At 63.4% G+C, this 20993-nt stretch carries 13 protein-coding genes; 10 read left to right on the top strand and 3 right to left on the bottom strand.

Annotation, left to right across the window (positions count from 1 at the left end; all coding sequences use genetic code 11):
* The first annotated feature begins 67 nt into the window (after positions 1-67).
* Together VGM61_RS19095 and VGM61_RS19100 are read left to right on the top strand one after the other, a co-directional pair.
* Positions 68-652 (top strand): urea carboxylase-associated family protein, encoded by a 585-nt coding sequence (locus tag VGM61_RS19095; RefSeq protein ID WP_331524517.1) that lies wholly within the window; start codon positions 68-70, stop codon positions 650-652.
* Positions 645-1730, top strand: a complete 1086-nt coding sequence (locus VGM61_RS19100) for a hypothetical protein (protein ID WP_331524518.1) — start codon at positions 645-647, stop codon at positions 1728-1730. Before VGM61_RS19095 ends, VGM61_RS19100 begins: the two co-directional genes overlap by 8 nt.
* A gap of 20 nt (positions 1731-1750) precedes the next feature.
* Here the strand turns inward: VGM61_RS19100 and VGM61_RS19105 are convergent, their stop codons facing one another.
* The 3 genes from VGM61_RS19105 to VGM61_RS19115 form a co-directional block, all read right to left on the bottom strand.
* Positions 1751-2677 carry a lysylphosphatidylglycerol synthase domain-containing protein gene (locus tag VGM61_RS19105; RefSeq protein ID WP_331524520.1) on the bottom strand — a complete coding sequence of 309 codons (927 nt, stop codon included), beginning with the start codon at positions 2675-2677 and terminating at the stop codon, positions 1751-1753.
* A gap of 46 nt (positions 2678-2723) precedes the next feature.
* Positions 2724-3524, bottom strand: a complete 801-nt coding sequence (locus VGM61_RS19110) for a class III extradiol ring-cleavage dioxygenase (protein ID WP_331524521.1) — start codon at positions 3522-3524, stop codon at positions 2724-2726.
* Positions 3525-3636: 112 nt separating this feature from the next.
* On the bottom strand, positions 3637-4596 hold the full coding sequence (locus tag VGM61_RS19115) for a LacI family DNA-binding transcriptional regulator (RefSeq protein ID WP_331524540.1): 960 nt from the start codon (positions 4594-4596) through the stop codon (positions 3637-3639).
* A 306-nt stretch (positions 4597-4902) separates the two neighbouring features.
* On the opposite strand from VGM61_RS19115, the gene pgmB reads away from it, so the two are divergent.
* The 8 genes from pgmB (at position 4903) to VGM61_RS19155 (ending at position 20926) form a co-directional block, all read left to right on the top strand.
* Entirely contained in the window at positions 4903-7965 is a 3063-nt protein-coding gene (gene pgmB / locus VGM61_RS19120; RefSeq protein ID WP_331524522.1) for a beta-phosphoglucomutase, read from the top strand.
* 33 nt (positions 7966-7998) lie between these two features.
* The gene (locus tag VGM61_RS19125) at positions 7999-10557 is read left to right on the top strand and encodes a TonB-dependent receptor (RefSeq protein ID WP_331524523.1); all 2559 of its coding nucleotides are present in this window, start codon (positions 7999-8001) and stop codon (positions 10555-10557) included.
* 101 nt (positions 10558-10658) lie between these two features.
* A complete protein-coding gene (locus tag VGM61_RS19130) occupies positions 10659-11924 on the top strand; it encodes an MFS transporter (protein ID WP_331524524.1) in 1266 nt (421 codons plus the stop codon).
* Between the two features lie 67 nt (positions 11925-11991).
* Positions 11992-13545, top strand: coding sequence for a tannase/feruloyl esterase family alpha/beta hydrolase (locus VGM61_RS19135; protein WP_331524525.1), 1554 nt, complete (start codon positions 11992-11994; stop codon positions 13543-13545).
* Positions 13542-16055 carry a glycoside hydrolase family 95 protein gene (locus VGM61_RS19140; protein ID WP_331524526.1) on the top strand — a complete coding sequence of 838 codons (2514 nt, stop codon included), beginning with the start codon at positions 13542-13544 and terminating at the stop codon, positions 16053-16055. Before VGM61_RS19135 ends, VGM61_RS19140 begins: the two co-directional genes overlap by 4 nt.
* Before the next feature lie 12 nt (positions 16056-16067).
* A complete protein-coding gene (locus tag VGM61_RS19145) occupies positions 16068-17603 on the top strand; it encodes a GH39 family glycosyl hydrolase (protein ID WP_331524527.1) in 1536 nt (511 codons plus the stop codon).
* Between the two features lie 20 nt (positions 17604-17623).
* Positions 17624-19765 carry an alpha-N-acetylglucosaminidase gene (locus VGM61_RS19150; RefSeq protein ID WP_331524528.1) on the top strand — a complete coding sequence of 714 codons (2142 nt, stop codon included), beginning with the start codon at positions 17624-17626 and terminating at the stop codon, positions 19763-19765.
* 171 nt (positions 19766-19936) lie between these two features.
* A complete protein-coding gene (locus tag VGM61_RS19155) occupies positions 19937-20926 on the top strand; it encodes a hypothetical protein (RefSeq protein ID WP_331524529.1) in 990 nt (329 codons plus the stop codon).
* Positions 20927-20993: the final 67 nt, after the last annotated feature.

Below are 20993 nucleotides of genomic sequence, written 5' to 3' on the forward strand. Positions count from 1 at the left end.
TTTATTTCACGGGGAGTTGCGCCAGGCGGCCCTAGCATGGGTGTGAATCCCCCGTCACAGGAAATTCATGCCCCGCATCCTCCCCCGCAGCGGCGTTGCGTTCACGATGAAGGCCGGCCAGCGGCTGATCGTGACTGATCCATTCGGCGAGCAGGTGGCGGACCTGGTTGCCTATAACCTGCACGATATCGGCGAGGTCATCTCCTCGGGCCGAAGCATCGACTACGCGGGGAAGATCTATCTTTCCACCGGAGATGAACTTTATTCCAATCGCAGCCGCGCCATGTTCCGTATCGGCGAGGACCACGTCGGCAGGCACGACTTCCTGCTTACGCCCTGTTCGAAGGAAATGTTCCGCAAACTCTACGGCGATACCCAGCCGCACCAGGGATGCTTCGGCAACCTCGCCGCGGCCCTGGCGCCCTATGGCATCCTCGGCGACCAGATCCCAGTAGCGTTCAATGTGTTCATGAATGTCCCGGTGCACGCCGATGGCAGCATCACGGTGGAAGCGCCGCTTAGCCGGCCCGGTGACTGCACCGTGTTCGAAGCGCAGATGGACCTGATCGTGGGGCTTACCGCCTGCTCGGCCGGGCAGTCAAACAACTTTGCCTACAAACCGATCGATTACCAGGTGCGCGACAATGACTGAGGTCAGCCGTAGCCTGGCCCGGCCGCTGGAAACGGCGCCGCGGATCGGCCGCTTCGAGCGCCTGCCCAAATGGTTGAACCTGGTGCCGATGGTGGTCCAGTGGTTCTGGCTCGGTATCGGCTATCGCAGCCTGACGTTGCCTTCGGCACTGAATCCGGGCATCACCGCCGGTGGTCTGCTTGGCGAAGGGAAATCGGAATACTTCCGTGCCATGGGGCCGGTGGCCACCGCGGCGACTGCGCCGTTCATCACCTGCTCGAAGCTCACCGGTTGCAACTGGATGGATCTGGCGACAAGGCTCCGCGAGGCGGGGTTGGCCTATCCCGTGGTTGCCAAGCCGGAGATCGGCTGGTGTGGCTTCGGGGTGCGGCGCATCGACGACGATGCCGGACTTGCCGATTACCTCGATCGATTTCCTGCCGATGAGGATTTCATCCTGCAGCGGTACCTGGACGAACCCGGGGAAGCGGGGTTGTTCTACGTACGGGAACCAGGACAGCCGAGTGGCCGGGTCGTAGCCATCCTGCTGCGTGCGTTCCCGAGTGTCGTCGGCAATGGCGTGGACAACATGGGTACCCTTGTGCGCCGTGATATCCGTGCGCGGCGCGGCATGGAGGATTCGCAGCATGCTGCGACGTTCGATCCAGGATATGTTCCTGCGATGGGCGAAGAGGTGCGGGTGGCAACCGTGGCTTCCACGCGTGTCGGTGGTGGCTACGAAGATGGCACCCGGCTGCGAACTGCGGCGCTGGATGCGAAAGTGGACGCGATCGCCCGGGACATGGGCGATTTCCAGGTCGGCCGTTTCGATGTGCGCTACACCACCCCGGCGGCGCTTGCCGCGGGTGAATTCACCATCATGGAGGTCAACGGTGCCGGTTCCGAGGCCGTGCATGCGTGGGATCCACGCTATGGCATCGCCGAGGTCTACCGCATCGTCTTCGCCAAGCAACGGATGTTGTTTCGCTTAGGTGCGATCGCCCGGGCCCGCGGCAATGCACCGGTCAGCGGACGCAGGCTCGCCGGGTTGTTTCTCCGCCAGCGACGCCTGTTGAAGAACTATCCGCCCTCCAACTAAGGAACCTTGCCCGAATGGACTCAGGCTTCGCCGGGTGCCGGCTGGTTGGCCAGGCGTTTGCGCAGGAAATATTGCCAGCTGAACACCATCACCGCCGCCACGCATGGAAGCAGGTTGTAGATCAGGCGGTAGAGCACGAGCGCGGCGAGCACTTCCTCACCAGGTACCGAAGGCAAGGCGGCAAGCACCGTGGCCTCGAACACGCCAAGGCCGCCGGGCGAATGACTGACGATGCCGATCAGCACGCCGATCACCAACACCGGCACCAGGCCGGTGAAACTGGGCACCGCGCCTTCAGGCAGCAGGATGTAGAAGGCGATGGCCGCCGCCGTGGCTTCAACGAGACCCAACACCAGCTGTTGCGCAAGCCAGGTGCGGCGGATGTGCGGCACGGTGACGTGACGGAACGGTTTCTTGCCGCTGGCCGCGGGCAGCCACCAGATGGTGGCAAGCAGTGCGACGCCGATGATCGCCCCGGCCACACGGTGGGTCCAGGGATCTTCCGGTGCAATCATCATGGTGATCGCCAGCAGGCCGCCCGAACCCAATCCCACGCTGATGCCGACCAGGGTGACGATGCTGCCGATGTCGATCGCGGTGAGGCCGCGAGCCTTGTAGGCGCGGTAGCGCACGGCACCGCCGGTAAAGGCATGGAAGCCCAGCGTGTTCGATAGCGCATGGGCCATCCAGCCCACGGACAGTGACTGGCCAAGGGGGATGCGCCTGGGAACCACCGCCTGCGTGGCGTAGCGTTCGTACAGAGCCAAAACGGCGAAGCTCACTACCGTGGCGGCCAAGGCGATCAGCATGCTCGACCACGAGGTATTGGCGAAGGCCTTGTGCAAGCTCGTCCAGGACATGGTCCTGGACACGTGCACCAGGGTACCGATGGCCAGCGCCAGCAACGCCAGCGCCAGGCCCACGTGTATCCACTTCCTTCCCTTCATCGACTCGCCATGATCGCCGCGATACAGCGGTGGCGGCCATTGTGGCTCAAGCAGCGTCAGGAAGGGGCAGGCCCCAGGCATAAGAGTCCATCGCCAGCACGCCGTAGGTCATGCCGCCGGGAAGCAACTGCGCCGATTCCCCTTCGCTGGCGGCACCGGCGGCCACCACCAGGGGCAGGAAATGCTCCTGTGTGGGATGTGCGCGTTCAGCCAATGGCGCCTGCCCGCGGTAATGCAGTAGTGCATCGGTATTGCCTGCGAGCACTGCGCGGGTCGCCCAGCTGGCGAATTCCCTCGCATAGGGCGCTTCCTTGCCGCCGTGGAATACTTCGTAAAGGTTATGGGTGAGACTGCCCGAACCCACGATGACCACGCCCTGCGCACGCAGGGGCGCCAGCGCGCGGCCCATGCGCCAGGCGCCCGTGGCATCGAAGTCGCGCGGCATGGATACCTGGAACACCGGCGTGTTCGCCGCAGGCAATAGATAGCGCAGCGGCACCCATGCGCCGTGGTCAAGGCCGCGCGTGGCGTCGGGCTCGGCGGCGAAGCCCGCCGATACCAGCAGTTGCACGGCATGCGCTGCCCAGTCCGGCGCACCCGGTGCCGCGTAGCGTAACTGGTAGAGCGGCTCGGGAAAGCCGCCGAAGTCGTGGATCGTGTCGGGTGTCGGTGTACTGGCTACGCGCACGCCGCGCGTGGTCCAGTGCGGCGAAACGACGAGCACGGCCTTGGGTGCGCCCATGCGCATGCCAGCCGCTGTGAGCACCGGCCCGAGTTGGCCAGGCTCCAGGGCGAAGGTGGGCGCTCCATGCGAGATGAAGAAGACAGGGGCGGGCTGGATATTCATGGTGTCCATGCGTCCAATGTAGGGTGCGATAGACCCGATGGAAATGCGCGCGGCGCGGACGCATTGTTTCTTCTGGCGTAACGACGCGGGGTTGGCCGTCAGTCAAAGGATGTCAGGTACCGCGGACCACCAGTTCCACCGGCAGGCTTTCCGATTCGGCATCCTGATGGCCGATCAATCCAAGTACCTTGCGCGCCAGCAGCGTGCCGCCGAGCTGCCAGTCCTGGCGCACGGTGGACAGGGCGGGAAGGAACGTGGCGCCGGCGGGCATGTCGTCGTAGCCCACCACCGAAACATCGCGTGGAACGGACTTGCCCAGGGCGACGGTGGCGCGGATGGCGCCCATGGCCAAAAGGTCGTTACAGGCGAAGATGGCGTCGAAGGCCACGCCGCGGGCATGCACGGCTTGAACTGCCTCCGCACCGGATTCGGGGGTGAACTCATCCCGCTTGAGCAGCAACGGCTTGATACCGCGTGCGACCAGTGCGTCGACAAACCCGTTGAGGCGGTCGAATATTTCCGGATGGCTGGGATTGCCGATGAAGATAGGCTGCCGCCTTCCCAGGGCGAAGAAATGCTCAGCCACGCACGCGCCGCCGCCGCGGTTGTCGCTACCGATGGTGACGTGGGAACCGGCCACCGACGTTGCGCCCCACACCGCCATCGGCAGGCCCAGGCGGTCGAAACGACGCACCGCTTCCTGGTTCGCGCCCTGGCCAAGCAGGATCAGGCCATCGGCCGCCTGTACCGCGGCGACCGTGGCACCCTGGCGCGTGGTCAACAGCACGCTGTAACCGGCGGCGGTGAGCTCCTGGGAAATACCGCCGAGCAGGGCCAAAGGGTAGGGGTCGAACATGCCGCGCTGCGCCGTGGGTTTCATCTCCACGATCACGGCAACGGTATGACTGCGGCGCAGCCTCAGGTTGCGCGCGTTCACGTTCAGTTTGTAGCCATGTTCGCGCGCAATCGACTGGATGCGGTCACGCGTCCGCGCATTCACCAGCGGACTGTCGCCCAGGGCACGTGAAACGGTGATCTTCGACACACCAGATAGGCGAGCCAGGTCGGCCATGGTGGGGCTGGACGGCGGCGCGCGACCTGGGGTGGCTTTAGTCGTCCGGCTCAACGGCCTGGTTCTCCCTGTGTGCAGTCGGCTGCCTGGCCGCGGGCCATGGTGCCCTATCGGCGCAAGGAATTCAGCCAACCTTTTATGGTGCGCTGCAATATGTAACAAGGACGTGACGCACACGTGAAGATGGCCGTTCGGATGGCTTGATATCGATAACAATCGCTGGCACAGTTCGCTCGCCTGTGGCGCCGATGCAATCGTTTACAGGTGATGATATCGATAACAACGACGTGCCGGGAATCCGTTAACGTGCCGATCAGCGCCATCGCTCCCTTGGCAGAAATTCCCAGCATAGGGAAATGCGATCCGTGGGTGCTGCGTCGGCCGGGCGTCGACCCTGCGACTTTTGCCCAGGAAGAAAGCCTCTTCGCCGTCGCCAATGGTGCGCTGGGTGTCCGCGGTGGCCTGGAAGAAGGTGGCAACCACAGCCAGCGGACCTTCCTTGCCGGCGTGTGGGAGCGCTCGCCGATCCACTATCACGAGCGGTTCTCAGGTTTTGCCCGGCATACCGATACCCGCGTTCCGGTGGCCGACGGCACCGCCATCCGCTTGCGTCTGGGCGACACCCTGGTCGATCTGGCGCACGGCGAATGGCTGGACTTTGCCCGGGAACTGGACATGCGGCGCGGCGCCTTCCGGCGCACCCTGCGCTGGAGAAGCGCGTCGGGGCAGAGGCTGGACATCGTCGCCGAACGTCTTGCCGCGCTGGACGAGCCAGGCCTGCTGGCGATGCGCTACCAGGTGATCTCGGTGGACTACACAGGCCCCATCACCCTGGAATCGTCCATCGACGCAGGCAAGGCGCCGGTGGAGCAGGGCGACGATCCACGCATCGGTGCGCAGATCGAAGGCGGCTTGCACCTGGTCGCCGCCCATGCCGACGAACGATCGGCCTGGGTGATGCAGCGGACCACCCACAGTGATATTTCACTGGTGTGCGCGCAGCGCCACCGTGTGATCGAGGGCGACCTTGCCATCGGCGCCTGCATGCCCACCGCCCGGGGCGTGGTGCAGGCGTTCAATGGCACGCTTGGGCCAGGGCAGGGCGTATCGATCGAGAAGAACGTCGGCTATGCGTGGACCGATCCGGGTGAAGGCGCAGCTTCTGCCCACTTGCACGCCATGGCTGAAGCGGTACTGGACCGCGCCGGCGCGATGGGTTTCCCGGCGCTGCTGGCGTTGCAGGCCGGTACGCTGGAGCGTTTCTGGGATGAAGTGGACCTTGGCTGCGACGACGCCCTGGTGGAGCAGTCCCTGCGCTTCAACCTGTTCCATCTTTACCAGTCGTCCGGGCGCGATGGCCGGGGCAGTACGGCCGCCAAGGGCCTCACTGGCGAAGGTTACGAGGGGCATTATTTCTGGGATACCGAGGCCTTCATGCTGCCGGCCCTCGCACCGGCCGCGCCGGAGATCGCGCGCAACATGCTGGCGTACCGGTATCGCACGCTCGATCGCGCCCGTGCGCATGCCCGTGAAATGGACCACGCGACCGGTGCGCTGTACGCGTGGCGTACGATCAGTGGTGATGAGTGTTCGTCGTATTTTCCTTCAGGCTCCGCGCAGTACCACATCAACGCCGCCGTGGCCTGGGCGGTTCGCCATTACTGGGATGTCAGCGGCGACGACAGCTTCATGCTGGACGAGGGCGCCGAGATCCTCTTCGAGACAGCACGCGTATGGCGCGATGTGGGTCACTTCAGTGACCGCCGCGATGGCGCGTTCTGCATCCACGAAGTGACCGGGCCGGACGAATATTCGGCCCTGGTGAACAACAACTTCTATACCAACCGCATGGCGCAGCGGCACCTGGCCGATGCCGCGGGCACCGCGCGCTGGATGGCCCAGGAGCACCCGGCGCGGTTCGATGCGTTGGCAGCGCGCCTGGACCTTGACGACGTTGAGGTAGCCCAGTGGCGGCACGCCGCAGCCATGATGTACCTGCCCACCGATCCGGCGCTCGATATCTATCCGCAGGACGACGGCTTCCTCGACAAGCCGCGGCTACCGGCAAACCTCCAGGACGCCACCGGCAAGCAGCCGCTGCTGCTGCGCCTGCATCCGTTGACCATCTACCGTTACCAGGTGTGCAAGCAGGCCGATGCGCTATTGGCGCTGATGCTTGCCGGCGAGCATGTTGGCGTGGCCGCCAAGCGGCGCAACTTCGATTACTACGAAAGTGTCACCGTGCATGACTCGACGCTGTCGGCGTCGACGTTCGCGGTGATGGCGGCGGAAGTGGGCTATGCCGACAAGGCTTACGATTATTTCCTCGACACGCTGCGCGTGGACCTCGACGACCTGCATGGCAACGCCGCGCACGGCGTGCACATGGCGGCGATGGCCGGCAGCCAGCTGGCGCTGACCTGGGGCTTTGGTGGCCTGCGGGTGCGCCACGGCAAGCCGTGGCTGGCGCCGCAATTACCCCAGGCATGGAATTATTATCGCTTCGGCCTGCATTGGCAGGGCTGCCACCTGCGCGTGGAAGTGGACGCCTCGGGCGTGCTGTATACCCTTACCCGTGGCGAGCGCCTGGCTTTCGCCCATGGTGGTGTGCCGCAGATCCTTGAAGCCGGGCAATCGGTGCGACTGGCGTTGCCGGCACAACCGGCGCCGCCCGCATTGGCGCGCCCACTGAAGGCGGTGATCTTCGACCTGGACGGCGTGATCGCCGATACCGCCGTAGTGCACGATGCGGCCTGGAAACGGCTGGCCGGGGAAATCGGCGTGTCGTTCGGTGAAGGCCTGGGTGAAAGGCTCAAGGGCGTCGACCGCATGGGATCGCTCGACATCCTGCTGGAGAACGCCGGGCGCGCCTTCAGCATGGAAGAAAAATTCGCGCTGGCCGAACGCAAGAACGACTATTACAAGGCCCAGGTGCAAGTGATGGGTCCGCACGATCTGCTTCCCGGTGCGCGGCAGGCCATCGAGGCGGCACGTCGACAAGGGCTGAAGGTGGGCCTGGCATCGGCCAGCCGTAATGCCCCCTTGCTGTTGGATCGGCTGGGTATAGCCACGCTGTTCGACCATGTCGTGGATGCCGGACTGATCGGCAACTCAAAGCCCCATCCGGAAATATTCCTTAGTGCGGCAAACGCCCTCGGCGTGGACCCGCAGGAGTGTCTGGGCGTGGAGGACGCCGCGGCTGGCATTGCCAGCATCCTGGCCGCGGGGATGGCGGCGGTGGGCATCGGACAGCCCCATGTACTGGCCGATGCCCATGTGGTGCTGTCGAGCGTCGCCGAACTCGACTTGAGTTTCATCAAACATATCAGGCGGGAAGAGAGCGCAATGTCGGCAACGCCGGCGATATAGCGCATTAATAGTTAACCCTGGGGAGGATAGACCGTGAAATCGCAGACCAAACTGACCCGCCTCGTGTTGTCGGCAGCTATTGCCGCGACCCTGGCTTCCGGCGCCGCCATGGCGCAAGACACCAACGCGGCCAACCAGCCGCCCGTTCCGGCCGGCGCTTCCCAGCCCGTGCCGCCGCCGCCCGCTCCCGCGGACGCCTCCCAGGCCAAGCAGCTTGACCAGGTGGTGGTTACCGGTAACGCGGCCAATGGCGGCCTGAAGAAGATCGACACCAGTTACAACATCACCGTGGCCAATGAAGAGGCCATCAAGCTCGCCAACCCGAAGAGCACGGCGGACCTGCTGAAGATATCCCCGGGCCTGTGGCCGGAATCTACCGGCGGCCAGACTGGCGCCAACATCGAAATTGCCGGCTTCCCCGGCGGTGGCGATGCGCCGTTCAACACGGTGCAGATGATGGGTTCGCCACTGTACGGCTTTCCCACCCTGAGCTTCTTCGAGCAGACCTCGATCTTCCGCCTGGATGACACTGTCCAGCGCGTGGAAATCATCCAGGGCGGCCCAGCGGTGGTGTTCGCCGACGGCCAGATGGGTGCATCGGAAAACTTCATCCTGAAGACCGGCACCGACCAGCCCTCAGGCAGCATCGGCGTGACCTATGGCAATGAAGGCCTGTGGCGCGCCGACGGCTTCTATGGCTTCAAGGTGGCCGATCGGTGGTACGGCAGCATCGGCGGCTTCTACCGCAAGTCCGACGGTGTGCGCGACCCGCAATACGACGCCGACAAGGGCGGCCAGCTCACCGCCACCCTGTCGCACGACATGGACAATGGCACCCTCACGTTCTGGGCGCGCGCGTTGAACGACAAGAACCAGTTCATCACGCCGATCCCGCTGATTCAGGACGGCACGCACAATTTCCATTCATACCCGGGCTTCGACCCCCTGACCGACACGTACTACAGCAAGGACATCCAGCACGTTACGCTTCCCGGTTACCCCGGCGGCGGTACGCATGCCAACCTTGCCAACGGCCGCGGCGCGAAGGTGAACTTCGCCGGCCTGAATTTCGACAACGACCTGGGCGACGGCTGGAGCATTTCCGATAAATTCCTGGTGATGGGAGGCGATGTCGACACCAACGCCTTGTTCTCAGGTACCAACCCGGCGACGTTGAACGACGAGTTGTACAACCTGTCCGGTGATTTCGGCGGTCTGCAGCTTCCAGCCGGCTCGGCCACGGCTACCTACAAGAACGGCCAGGTGGTGGACGGCAACCAGAGCGTGATCAAGCAGGGTTGGTGGTATATCCACAAACACTTGCGAAACATGAACAACGACTTCCGTCTCAGCAAGGAATTGTTCGAAGGCAACACGTTGACCGCGGGCCTCTACCTGTCCAAGTCGTGGGACGATGACAAGTGGAACCTGGGCAACACCATGCTCATGAGCAACACGCCAAACGCCAAGCCGATCACGGTGAGCTACGTTGATGCCAACGGGGTCAACCAGCTGACCGACAACCAGGGCTTCCTGGACTATGGCAGCTTCAACATCACCGAACAGGGTCGTTCGACCAACAAGGCGTTCTACCTGTCCGATTCCTGGCGCGTGGGGCCCTGGCTGTTCGACTTGTCCGCCCGCACCGAGAACCAGGACGCAACGAACAAGGTCTGCAACCTGACCAACGTCAACCTGGACGGCAACAACAATACGAAGTATGACAATGCCGTGCCGGTATGTAATGGCACCTATACCAAGCCGCATTACGACAAGACGCATACGTCCTATACCGGTGGCGCCAACTACGAGATCGCTCCGAACATGAGCGTGTACATTCGTGCGAACAAGGGCTACCACTTCAGCGACTTCGACAACGGCATCCGCGGTCAATCCCCGGTCGATAATTTCCCGCCGCTGCAGAAGCTTGAGAATTTCGAAGGTGGTTTCAAGTACCAGTCGGAGCTGTTCTTCCTCGACATGAGCGTCTACCACAGGCTGTTCAGCGGCCTGCTGTTCACCCCGACGGACGTTAACGGCACGCCGCTGACGGACCAGCAGGCGGTTTACGGTTCGGATTCGAAGGGCGTGAATATCGCCGCTGCGGTCAGCCCGACCAAGGACTTCAAGGTCCAGGTCGTCGCCGCCTACCTCGACGGCAAGTATTCCCATTACAACGCCTGCATCCCGAACACCAACCAGGTGACGGGCCTGACCACCTGTACCTTCATCAATGGCGTGAAGCTGCAGCGCCAGCCGACCTTCCGTTACATCCTGACACCCAGTTACCACTTCCCGTTCTCGTGGGGTGATATTACGGCGCAGGTGTCGTACACGCGTGTCGGTCCGCACACGCAGGATATTTCCGGCCTGCAGCAGCTGGGTACCTACCACACCTTCGATTTCGCCATCGTGGCGAACATCCAGGAACACTGGCAGGTGCGCCTGCAGGGCACGAACATCACCAACGAGCTGGGCCTGACCGAGAGCAACTCCCGCATCTTCGGTACGGCCGCAGGTTCGAATGGTGTGATCCTTGCCCGACCGCTGGAAGGCCGCGAGGTCAATGCGCAGGTGAAGTACCTGTTCTGATCATGTGGTGAAATGCCACCCGGGCCGTCGGCGACGACGGCCCGGGCTTTTTACTGGACGTCATTCCCCCGGTCACTTCCGCCACCTTCTGTCGAGGCGCCATGAGTCGCATCCGCATGTTCATTGCCCTGGCGCTCATCTATATGGTGTTCGCGGTGCTGCTCAACAGCGTCGGCGTGGTGATCCTGCAGTCGATCTCGAGCTTCGGCGTGGACAAGCCCGCGGCGAGCCTGCTCGAACTTTTCAAGGACCTGCCGATCGCGGTTACGTCCTTCCTGGTGGCCTCGATGCTCCCGGTACTGGGATACCGCAGGGCCATGATGCTTTCCCTTGCCCTGGTGGCCGGTGGCTGCGTGCTGATGCCGCTGTTTCCAGGTTTCCACACCACCGAAGTGATGTTCTGCTGCGTGGGTGTTTCCTTTGCCCTGGCCAAGGTGGCGGTGTATTCCTCCATCGGCCTGTTGACCGAAGACCGCGCGGCGCATACGCGCCTGACCAATACCATCGAAGGCCTGTTCATGGCCGGCGTGCTGCTGGGTGGATGGCTATTCAGCGCCTTCATCGACGATGCATCACCCACGAACCCGATCTGGCTGAACGTGTACTGGGTGCTGGCGGCGATCTGCCTGCTGGTGGTGGCCCTGCTTGCCACCTCGCGCCTGGACGAATCGGCGGCGCATGCGGATCCATCGAAGGCGGTGCGTGGTACGCCGCTGGAAATGTTCCGGCTGGCGGGCAAGCCGCTGGTGTACGTGTTCCTGATCTCGGCGTTCTTCTATGTGCTGATCGAGCAGAGCTTCAGCACGTGGCTACCCACGTTCAACAACGAAGTGCTGAAGCTGCCGCATGCGATGAGCATCCAGATGGCCAGCATCCTTGCCGGCGCCACGGCCATCGGCCGCCTGGCGGCGGGGCAAGTGTTGCGCCGCGTGCACTGGCACCTGTTGCTGAACCTTTCGGTGGTGGGCATGGGCCTGCTGGTGCTGGTGGTGATGCCGCTAGCCCGAGGCGTGGTGATTGTCGATAACGTCGGCTGGTTGAGTGCGCCAATCGCCGCCTACCTGATTCCGCTGATCGGCGTGCTGATGGCGCCGATCTACCCGGTGATCAACTCGGTGGCGCTCAGTTCGCTGCCCAGGCACGCCCACGCTTCGATGACGGGGCTCATCATCATTTTCTCAGCGCTCGGCGGTACGCTCGGCTCGCGCATCACGGCCCTGGTGTTCGCGCATTTCAATGGCATCACCGCATTTTACTTTTCGCTGGTGCCGATGAGCCTGGTCCTGGTGGCGCTGCATTTCTTCAAGCGCGAGACCGAGCGGGTGGGTTCGACCGTCCCGGTCGTGGTTGGTTTGGGCGCCAAATAGCGCCGTGACTGCGTCGTTAGCCAATGTGCGGACGCCTGGCAAGTTTGGCCTGCGACAGACAGGAAGCATGGCTGGACGGATATGCCTCCTGGTCCTCGTGGCGCTCGTCACGTTACCCGCAATGGCGGACGACGCCTGCCAGGCCCTTGGCGGCGTCGCGCTTGCGCATGCCAGGGTTGAATCGGCCACGATGCAGCCGGGCCTGGATTTCCCGGCCAGGGGAGATCGTCTGGCGGCGCATGCCGGGGCACACTGCGCGGTACGGATAGTAAGCCACCCCACGGCCGATTCGGACATCCACGTCGAACTGTGGCTTCCACCCGTAGAAGCGTGGAACGGCAAGTACTTGCAAAAGGGCAGCGGTGGCTGGGGCGGTGAGGTTTACACCTATGCGCTGGTAACCCCGCTCAACCGCGGTTACGCCACGGCAGTCACTGACGATGGCCACGTGGCCGATGACACCGCCGGATTCACCGTGGGACATCCGCAGAAGATCCGCGACTTCGGCTATCGCGCCATCCATGAAACTTTCCTGCTATCGCGCCGCCTGATTGCCGCCTATTACGGCCGTATGCAACGCCAGGCGTATTTCGTCGGCTGTTCGGATGGTGGACGGGAGGCACTGATGCAGGCGCAACGCTTTCCCAACGACTTCGACGGCATCGTGGACGGTGCGCCGGCGGCACGCTGGAGCCACTTGATGACGGCGTTCGTTGCCAATGCCAGGGTGCTCGGCCATGCGCCACTGCCTGTTTCGAAGCTGGCGGCGATCCAGAAAGCATCGCTTGCCGCTTGCGATGCGCTTGACGGTACCAGTGACGGCATCGTGGACGATCCGCGGCGCTGCCGGGTCGATCCTGCGGCCATCCAGTGCAATGACAAGGACAACGACAGCGACAACTGCCTGACCGCTGCACAGGTGGCTACCGTGCGGGCGCTCTACGCCGGCCCGGTGGATCCGGTGACCGGGGCACGCATACATCCTGGCCTTGAGCCTGGCATGGAAGATGATGGCAGCAGCTGGAGGCTGTGGGTGCTAGGCGGTGAGCAGCGCAAGTTTGGCTTCAGCAACTTCGCCGACCTGGTCTACCAGGGGCAGGGTTGGGATCCGGAAACCAGCGATCTGCATCGTGATCTGGTCGCCGCGCAACAACGCGAGGCACCGTACCTGGATGCGGTCAATCCAGATCTTCGGGCATTCCGGGCCCATGGCGGCAAACTGTTATTGTTCCAGGGCTGGGGCGATGCAGCCGTGCCGCCGCGGGGCACGATCGAATACGTCCAGGATGTCGGCCACTTCATGGCTCGGCATGACGAATCGCCGAACCTGGATGATTTTACCCGTCTGTTCATGGTGCCAGGCATGGGCCATTGCTGGGGCGGCCCGGGGGCGACATCGTTCGGCAATGAAGAAGTGCCACGCGCGGGGTTGCCGCAGGACGCCGACCACGACATCGTGATGGCGCTGGATCGATGGGTCACGCAGGGTAAGGCACCTGAGCAACTCATCGCCACACGAACCATGGCACCGGCTCATTCGGCCGCCAGGACGCGGCTATTGTGCAAATATCCCGGGGTTGCCCGGGACGGGCGCTGTGTTGCTGCTGGAAACCCACCATGAAACGGATATCGCGCCGCGCCTTCCTGCGCGGCGCCAGCTCGCTGGGCCTGCTGCCGCTGGTGTCCCGTGGCCTCGCCGAACCGGCGGCGGCCCAGGCGTCGCAAGATAATGCCGCGGAAACCATGCTCTGGTTCACCCGGCCAGCCAGTCGCTGGATCGATGCCTTGCCACTGGGCAATGGCCACCTCGGTGTCATGGTCCACGGGGGCGTGGATGGCAACGCCTGGGAAGAACACCTGGCGTTGAACGAAGATACGTTGTGGTCGGGATATCCGCGCGACGGCAACAACCCGGACGCCAGCCATCATTTGCAGCCGCTTCGCGACGCGGTACTCACGCACGCGGACTACCACCTGGGCGACCGCATTGCCCATCAGATGCAGGGGCGCTTCGATGAAGCGTACCAGCCCTTTGCCGACGTACTGATCAGCATGCGGCCGGCATCCGTGGTAGCGGAATACCGCCGCGAGCTTGACCTGGACCGTGCCTGCGCTTCGGTGCGATATACCGCCGACGGCGTGGCGTACCGTCGTGACGTGTTCGTCTCCGCGCCCGATGGGGTGATCGTCGTGCGCCTGGGCGCCGACCGGGCGGGAAGCATCGATGCCACGGTCGCGCTGGATGCCGCGCTCAAGGGATCCACTGGCGTCTATGCCGACGGACGCCTGCAATTGACGGGCAAGGCCGCTTCGCACATCGGTGGCAATGGCCGCCCGATCACGCCTGATCCGGTTGAAAAAAGCCAGGTCGTGGGCGAGGGTATGTTCTTCGCAACGAGCCTGCGATTGCTGCACGAGGGCGGCACGCTTGCCGTTGCCGATGGCAAGCTGGTGGTGACCGGTGCCGACACCATAACGCTGGTGATCGGTGGCGCCACCGGATTCCATGGAGCGCGGAGCAGGCCCGATACGCCACTTAGCCAGGTGATTGCCAGGGCATGGCACGACGTGGGCGAAGCGTGCAAACAGTCCCTGGACACGCTCATGGATCGTCATGTCGCCGACCACCAGGCGCTTTTCCGGCGCACGTCCCTGCGCCTGGGCAAGCTCGCACCATCAACCGATCCCACCGACCGCCGCCGCGCCGACCTTGCCGACCGGCCCGATCCTTCGCTGTTCGCGTTGTACTTCAACTACGGCCGCTATCTGCTGATTGCCAGCTCCCGGCCCGGATCGCAGCCGGCGAACCTGCAGGGGCTATGGAACGACCTGGTGCGGCCGCCGTGGAATGCCAACTACACCACCAACATCAACCTGCAGATGAATTACTGGCCGGCGCATACCTGCGCGCTTGCCGAATGTGCCACGCCACTTCACGACTTCATCGCCACTCTGGCTGATACCGGGCATATCGCCGCACGGGAAACCTATCGACTGCCCGGCTGGGTGAGCCATCACAACAGCGACATCTGGGCATCGGCGAATCCGGTGGGGCAGGGCATCGGCGATCCGTATTGGGCGAACTGGGCCATGAGCGGCCCGTGGCTGTGCTCGCATCTCTACGATGCCTGGCTGTTCACTGGCGACAGGGAGTTCCTGCGCGACAAGGCGTGGCCGGCGATGAAAGGCGCCGCCATTTTCTGCCTGGCGTGGCTGGTGGACGATGGCAAGGGTGGCCTGACCACGTGTCCATCGTATTCCACGGAGAACGAATTCGTAGCTCCCGACGGCGCCGTGGCGCAGACCAGTGCCGGCTGCACCATGGACGTGGCGTTGCTTGGCGAGCTTTTCGCCAACTGCATCGAAGTGGCGCAGATCCTGGGCGTGGACAACGACCTGGTACTGAAGCTGAAAGTGGCGCATGGCAAGTTGCCACCGTACCGGATCGGCCGCTTTGGCCAGTTGCAGGAATGGTCGGAGGATTTCGCCGAAAGCCAGCCCGGGCAACGGCATATGTCCCACCTGTACCCGTTGTTCCCGGGCCGGGAGTTCACGCCACGCCGTACGCCCAAGCTGGCGGCTGCTGCGCGCGTGGCGCTTGAACGGCGGCTGGCCCATGGTGGTGGCTCAACGGGCTGGAGCCGTGCATGGGCGGTGGCCCTGTGGGCTCGCCTTGGCGAAGGCGAGGCGGCTTTTGCATCACTTGCAACGTTGCTCAGGGATCACACCAGCGCCAACCTGTTCGACACGCTTCCCGTGGACGATGGTCCCATTTTCCAGATCGACGGGAATTTCGGCGGTACGGCTGCGATCGCCGAAATGTTGCTGCAAAGCCACGCCGGGGAAGTGGCTCTTTTGCCGGCACTGCCGAAGTCGTGGCCTGATGGCTCGGTGCGCGGCCTGCGCGCCCGCGGCGGGTTCATCGTGGACATTGCATGGTCCGATTCACGCGCCACGTCGGCATCGCTCATCTGCCAACGAAAAAATTCTTTATCGCTTCGCGTACCGGCGGGACAAGTAGTTACATCCGTTTTCATGGACGGCAAGGCCTTCGATGCCACGGCAGACAACGATGGCTTGTTGCAATTGCAGGGCAAGGCGGGGCTCAATATCCAACTGTCGTTCTCTTGAAGGGGAGTATCCGTGCCCACTATCCGCCATCTCATCCTTTGCCTGGCACTCGCCTTGCCCCTGGTTGCCCAGGCCGCTGACGAAAAGCCCGAACAGATCCGCATCGATGCGTCGGCCAGCACCGAGCCCTTCCCCCACTTCTGGGAACAGATGTACGGTTCGGGCAGGGCGTCGCTGGCCTTGCGTGACGACTACCGGAAGGACCTGGAAAAGGTCAAGGGCGCCACGGGCTTCCAGTACGTCCGTTTCCACGGCATCTTCGACCGCGATGTCGGCATCATTGCCGGCAACCGGGATGGTGCCTGGCAGTACAACTGGTCGTACGTCGACCAGATCTACGATGGCCTGCTCGAGCGTGGCATCAAGCCCTTCGTCGAGCTGTCCTTCATGCCGCCGGAGCTCTCGTCTGATCCGAAGGCCCTGCATGCTTTCTGGTATCACCAGAATATTGCGCCGCCGAAGGATTACAAAGCCTGGAACGCCATGATGCAGGCGTTCGCCAGGCATTTGATCGAACGCTACGGCATCGGGGAAGTATCCAGCTGGTACTTCGAGGTGTGGAACGAGCCGAACGGTTTCTGGAGCGGCCGGCCGGTTGAGTCGACCTACCTTGAGCTCTACGACAACACCGCGCGCGCGCTCAAGGCGGTGGACAAGCGCATCCGTGTCGGCGGCCCGTCCACGGCACAGGCAGCGATGGTGCCTGCGTTCCTGGCGCACGTGAAGAAGGAAAACGTGCCGGTGGATTTCCTCAGCACGCATGTCTATGGCGATGACACCGCCCAGAACGTGTTCAAGACCGACGAGAAGATTCCCCGTTCGGACATGGTATGCCGCGCTGTAGACAAGGTGCACAAGGAAATACTGGCGTCGCCCTATCCGCACCTTCCGTTCATCATGAGCGAGTTCAACGCGTCTTACGCCAACCTGCCCAATGTTACCGACACCGTGTACATGGGTCCGTGGATGGCCAACACCATCCGCCTGTGCGCGGGCAAGGTCGACATCATGAGCTATTGGTCGTTCTCGGATGTGTTCGAGGAACAGGGCGTGGTGCGTACGCCGTTCTACGGCGGCTTCGGCCTGATCGCCGCCGACCGCATCCCCAAGCCAGCCTTCAACGCCTTTGCCCTGCTTCACAAGCTCGGCGACGAAAGGCTGCCGGCAAAGACCGACAGCGCACTGGTAACGCGCCGCAAGGATGGTACGGTGGTGATCGCTGCCTGGAATTACGCAGAGCCGGTAGGCAATACCGACCAGTACACGCCGGGCAAGCCGAAGGGCGACGTGCGCCACTTCCAGTTCGATGTCGCTCACGGCGGTGGCAACGCCACGGTGTGGCGCGTGGATGAGACGCATGGCAATGCCGTTGCCGCCTTCGATGCCATGGGGCGTCCGCCATTCCCCAGCCGCGAGCAGATCGTGCAGTTGCGCAAGGCCGGCGAAATGGCACCGGCTGAGCACGTCGCCATCAGCGGAGGCAAGCTTGGCCTGGATATCCCGCCCCAGGGCCTGGTGGTGGTCGAGATTCCCGCTGCGGGTAAATGATGCACGCCGCGCGGGCCTGCATGGTTTTCGCCCTGCTGCTGGTACTGCCGGCGGCCTGGGCGAAGCCGTTCGACGTGGCACCGGCCCGCGGGGTGGTGCAACGACTGTTTCCGGCGCGGTTCTCGGGGCTTGAGCTTGCTTCGATGGATGGCGCGGGCGAGCGTTTCCGCATCCTCAGCCGGGACGGCCATCCCCGGGTGGAAGCCACCAGCACCAGCGCGTTGCTTGCCGGTGTGAACTGGTATTTGAAATACGTGGCACACGGCCAGGTGTCGACCAATGGCAGCCGCTTCGATCCGGGGTTGCCGCTGCCGGCGCATACCATCGAGCGCGCTTCGGCGTTCACCTGGCGCTATGCGCTGAACCAGAACACCGACGGTTATAGCTCGCCCTATTGGGAGTGGCCGCGCTGGGAGCACGAGATCGACGTGCTGGCGCTGTCGGGCATCAACGCCATGGTCATCGAGCGCGGCATGGATTCGGTGCTGTACCGCACATTCAGGGATTTCGGCTACGACGATGCCGCGATTCGCGGTTGGATTACCCAGCCGGCACACCAGAACTGGCAGCTGATGGGTAACCTGTGCTGCTTCAACGGTCCTATCAGCCAGGCGTTGCTGGACAAGCGCGCGGCCTCCGCCCGCCGCATCGTGGCGCGCCTGCGCGAGTTGGGCATCACCCCGGTATTCCCAGGCTTCTATGGCATCGTGCCGGCGGACTTCACCAGCCGCTTCCCTGGCGCCCACGTGGTGCCCCAGGGCGAATGGGCCGGCTTTACCCGGCCGGGCTGGCTCGATCCCCGTGACCGGATGTTCAGGAAAGTGGCGGCATCGTTCTACCGGCACCAGCACGAACTCTACGGCGACAGCACGATCTACGACATGGAAGTGTTCCAGGAAGGCGGCGACTCGGGCGATGTTCCCGTACCCGAAGCGGCGCGTGCCGTGCAGGACGCCTTGCACGCTGCCCACCCGGGCGCGGCCTGGATGATGCTGGCCTGGCAGGGCAACCCCCGCCAGGACCTATTGACCGGCGTGGTCCGTTCAAAGCTTTTCATCATCGATATCGACCACGACAAGGTTCCGCGCGACGACCGCATGCGCGATTTCCAGGGCGCGCCTTTCCTGTTCGGAGGCATCTGGGCATTCGGTGGCCGTACCACCCTGGGCACGAACATCCGCAACTACACCGAGCGCTTGCCGCGCATGCATGCGGCCAACGCCAACATGGTGGGCACCGCGGTATTCCCCGAAGGGATGGATTCGAACCCGTTCGCCTTTGACCTCTTCACTGAAATGGCCTGGCACGATGGCCCCGTGGATCGCCAGGCCTGGGCCGCCGAATACGCGCGGCGGCGTTACGGCGGCGATGACGCGCATGCTCTTGCCGCGTGGAAAATCCTGCTGGACACCGCTTACGACCTGCACCCGGAAGGCGTTGAGTTCCATAGCGAGCGCGACGCTGCCCAGGAATCACTGTTCGCGGCGCAGCCGTCTCTGGATGTGAACCGCGCATCGAACTGGTCACCGGAGGGTTTGCGTTACGATCCAGACCAGTTCCGGGGCGCACTGGACCAATTGCTTGACGTTGCACCGGCGTTGCGTGGTACGCCGACTTATCGATACGACCTGGTTGATGTCGCCCGCCAGGTGCTGGCCAACGAGAGCCGCCGCCTGTTGCCGCAGATCAAGCACGCGTTCCAGGCCGGCGATGCACGCGGCTTGCGAATCCTCGAGGATCGCTGGTTGGCATTGATGGACGAACAGGACAAACTGCTGGCGACCGACGCGGACTTCATGCTGGGAACGTGGCTGGCCCATGTCGAAGGCTGGGCGTCGAACACAGATGAAGATACCGTGCTGCACTACGACGCGCGCTCGATCCTCACCACCTGGGGCGACCGCAAGGCAAGCGAGGGAGCAGACCTGCACGACTACGGCAACAAGGATTGGTCGGGACTGACGCGCGACTACTATCGCCCCCGCTGGCAGGCCTTCTTCACCACGCTCGATACGTCACTTGCCACGCACCAGCCGCCCGCGCGCATCGACTGGTTCGCCCGTGGCGATGCCTTCAACCGCGCGAACAAGGTATACAGCGCGACGCCTTCGGGTGATGCGTACACGCTGGCGAAACAAGTTGCCGAACTCGCTCATCGCTAATTCCTGCGAATTATTTCGATTGAAACCCACGTCACAAAACCAACCGTAGCTGACGCGTTACGGTCAACCTTCACTTTCTTGCGAAGGTGACGGAGCGGGGGCTCGTGCCGGCCAATCGGGCCGGGCACGCCTCATGGACGACTTCCCTTTCATGGCAAAGGAGTCGTACCGATGGTGATGTCACATTCGAAACTCCGTACCGTTGCACGCTTGCTCATCGCACTGGCGCTTGGGCTCGCCTTTACCTTTCCTGCCGTCGCCGCCCCTGCGGTCGGCAGCCAACTCACCCGCGTAGGACAACTCGCCGCCGCGGCGCGTCCGCAAGGCGTCCCTGACGACTACGTCATTACACCCAATGGTTACTTCTCGCCCAGTTGCGTCGCCACCCTACACAACGGTGACCGGCTGCAAGCCAATGGCATGATCCGGCGTGCCAGCGGTGCGATGGAAAAGCCCGCGTTATGCACCAGCGATAATTTCACCCTGCAGGGTGTCCGCGTGTCACCCAATGGCAAGCGTACGACACCAAGCCGGAAGCCGGAACAGACCGGTTGGGTGGAAACGGGAAATTACAGCTCAAGCACGCCCATCAACCGCATCGTGGCAAGCTGGACGGTCCCGGCGCAGCCGGCCAACAGGGGCGACCAGACCATCTATTTCTTCCCGGGCCTTGAGCAATTGCCTGACGTGCAGTCGATCCTGCAGCCGGTGCTGGGCTGGAATGGTTACGGCGACAAGGCGTGGACCCTGGCCAGCTGGAACTGCTGCGTGGATGGCACGACCTTTCATAGCGACCCGATAGCCGCGAGCGCTGGCGACGAAGTGGTGGGCGACACGTATTCCACTTGTGCAGCGGGAGTCTCCTGTGGCACCTGGAACATCGACTCGAAGAACGTGACCACGGGCCAGACCAGCTCGCTCAGCACCAATCCCTATGCCGACCTCAACTGGGTATTCGGCGGCGTGCTCGAGGTCTACAGCGTGGCCAGCTGCAATCAATACTCCGGAGGCCCGATTACCTTCCACAACATCCAGGTGTACGACCGCAACAATAATCTCGTGGCCAATCCGCCGTGGGGTGGCAGCGACACCTCGGGTATCGACCCGCAATGCAACTATGGCCAGAACTTCACTTCGACATCGGTGACGCTGTCCTACTGATGCTGCCTGGATGCAACGGGTTGTTTTACATTGGCCGCCGCCAGTTGCGCTGGCGGCGGCCGGGTTT

The sequence above is a fragment of the Pinirhizobacter sp. genome, from assembly GCF_036499745.1.
In the GTDB taxonomy this organism is placed as follows: Bacteria; Pseudomonadota; Gammaproteobacteria; order Xanthomonadales; family Rhodanobacteraceae; genus Pinirhizobacter.

What these genes read in the sequence shown, in the direction of transcription:
- VGM61_RS19095 (WP_331524517.1), top strand. Translation starts at nt 68, where the DNA reads ATGCCCCGCATCCTCCCCCGCAGCGGCGTTGCGTTCACGATGAAGGCC.
- VGM61_RS19100 (WP_331524518.1), top strand. Translation starts at nt 645, where the DNA reads ATGACTGAGGTCAGCCGTAGCCTGGCCCGGCCGCTGGAAACGGCGCCG.
- VGM61_RS19105 (WP_331524520.1), bottom strand. Translation starts at nt 2,677, where the DNA reads ATGAAGGGAAGGAAGTGGATACACGTGGGCCTGGCGCTGGCGTTGCTG.
- VGM61_RS19110 (WP_331524521.1), bottom strand. Translation starts at nt 3,524, where the DNA reads ATGAATATCCAGCCCGCCCCTGTCTTCTTCATCTCGCATGGAGCGCCC.
- VGM61_RS19115 (WP_331524540.1), bottom strand. Translation starts at nt 4,596, where the DNA reads ATGGCCGACCTGGCTCGCCTATCTGGTGTGTCGAAGATCACCGTTTCA.
- VGM61_RS19130 (WP_331524524.1), top strand. Translation starts at nt 10,659, where the DNA reads ATGAGTCGCATCCGCATGTTCATTGCCCTGGCGCTCATCTATATGGTG.
- VGM61_RS19135 (WP_331524525.1), top strand. Translation starts at nt 11,992, where the DNA reads ATGGCTGGACGGATATGCCTCCTGGTCCTCGTGGCGCTCGTCACGTTA.
- VGM61_RS19140 (WP_331524526.1), top strand. Translation starts at nt 13,542, where the DNA reads ATGAAACGGATATCGCGCCGCGCCTTCCTGCGCGGCGCCAGCTCGCTG.
- VGM61_RS19150 (WP_331524528.1), top strand. Translation starts at nt 17,624, where the DNA reads ATGGTTTTCGCCCTGCTGCTGGTACTGCCGGCGGCCTGGGCGAAGCCG.
- VGM61_RS19155 (WP_331524529.1), top strand. Translation starts at nt 19,937, where the DNA reads ATGGTGATGTCACATTCGAAACTCCGTACCGTTGCACGCTTGCTCATC.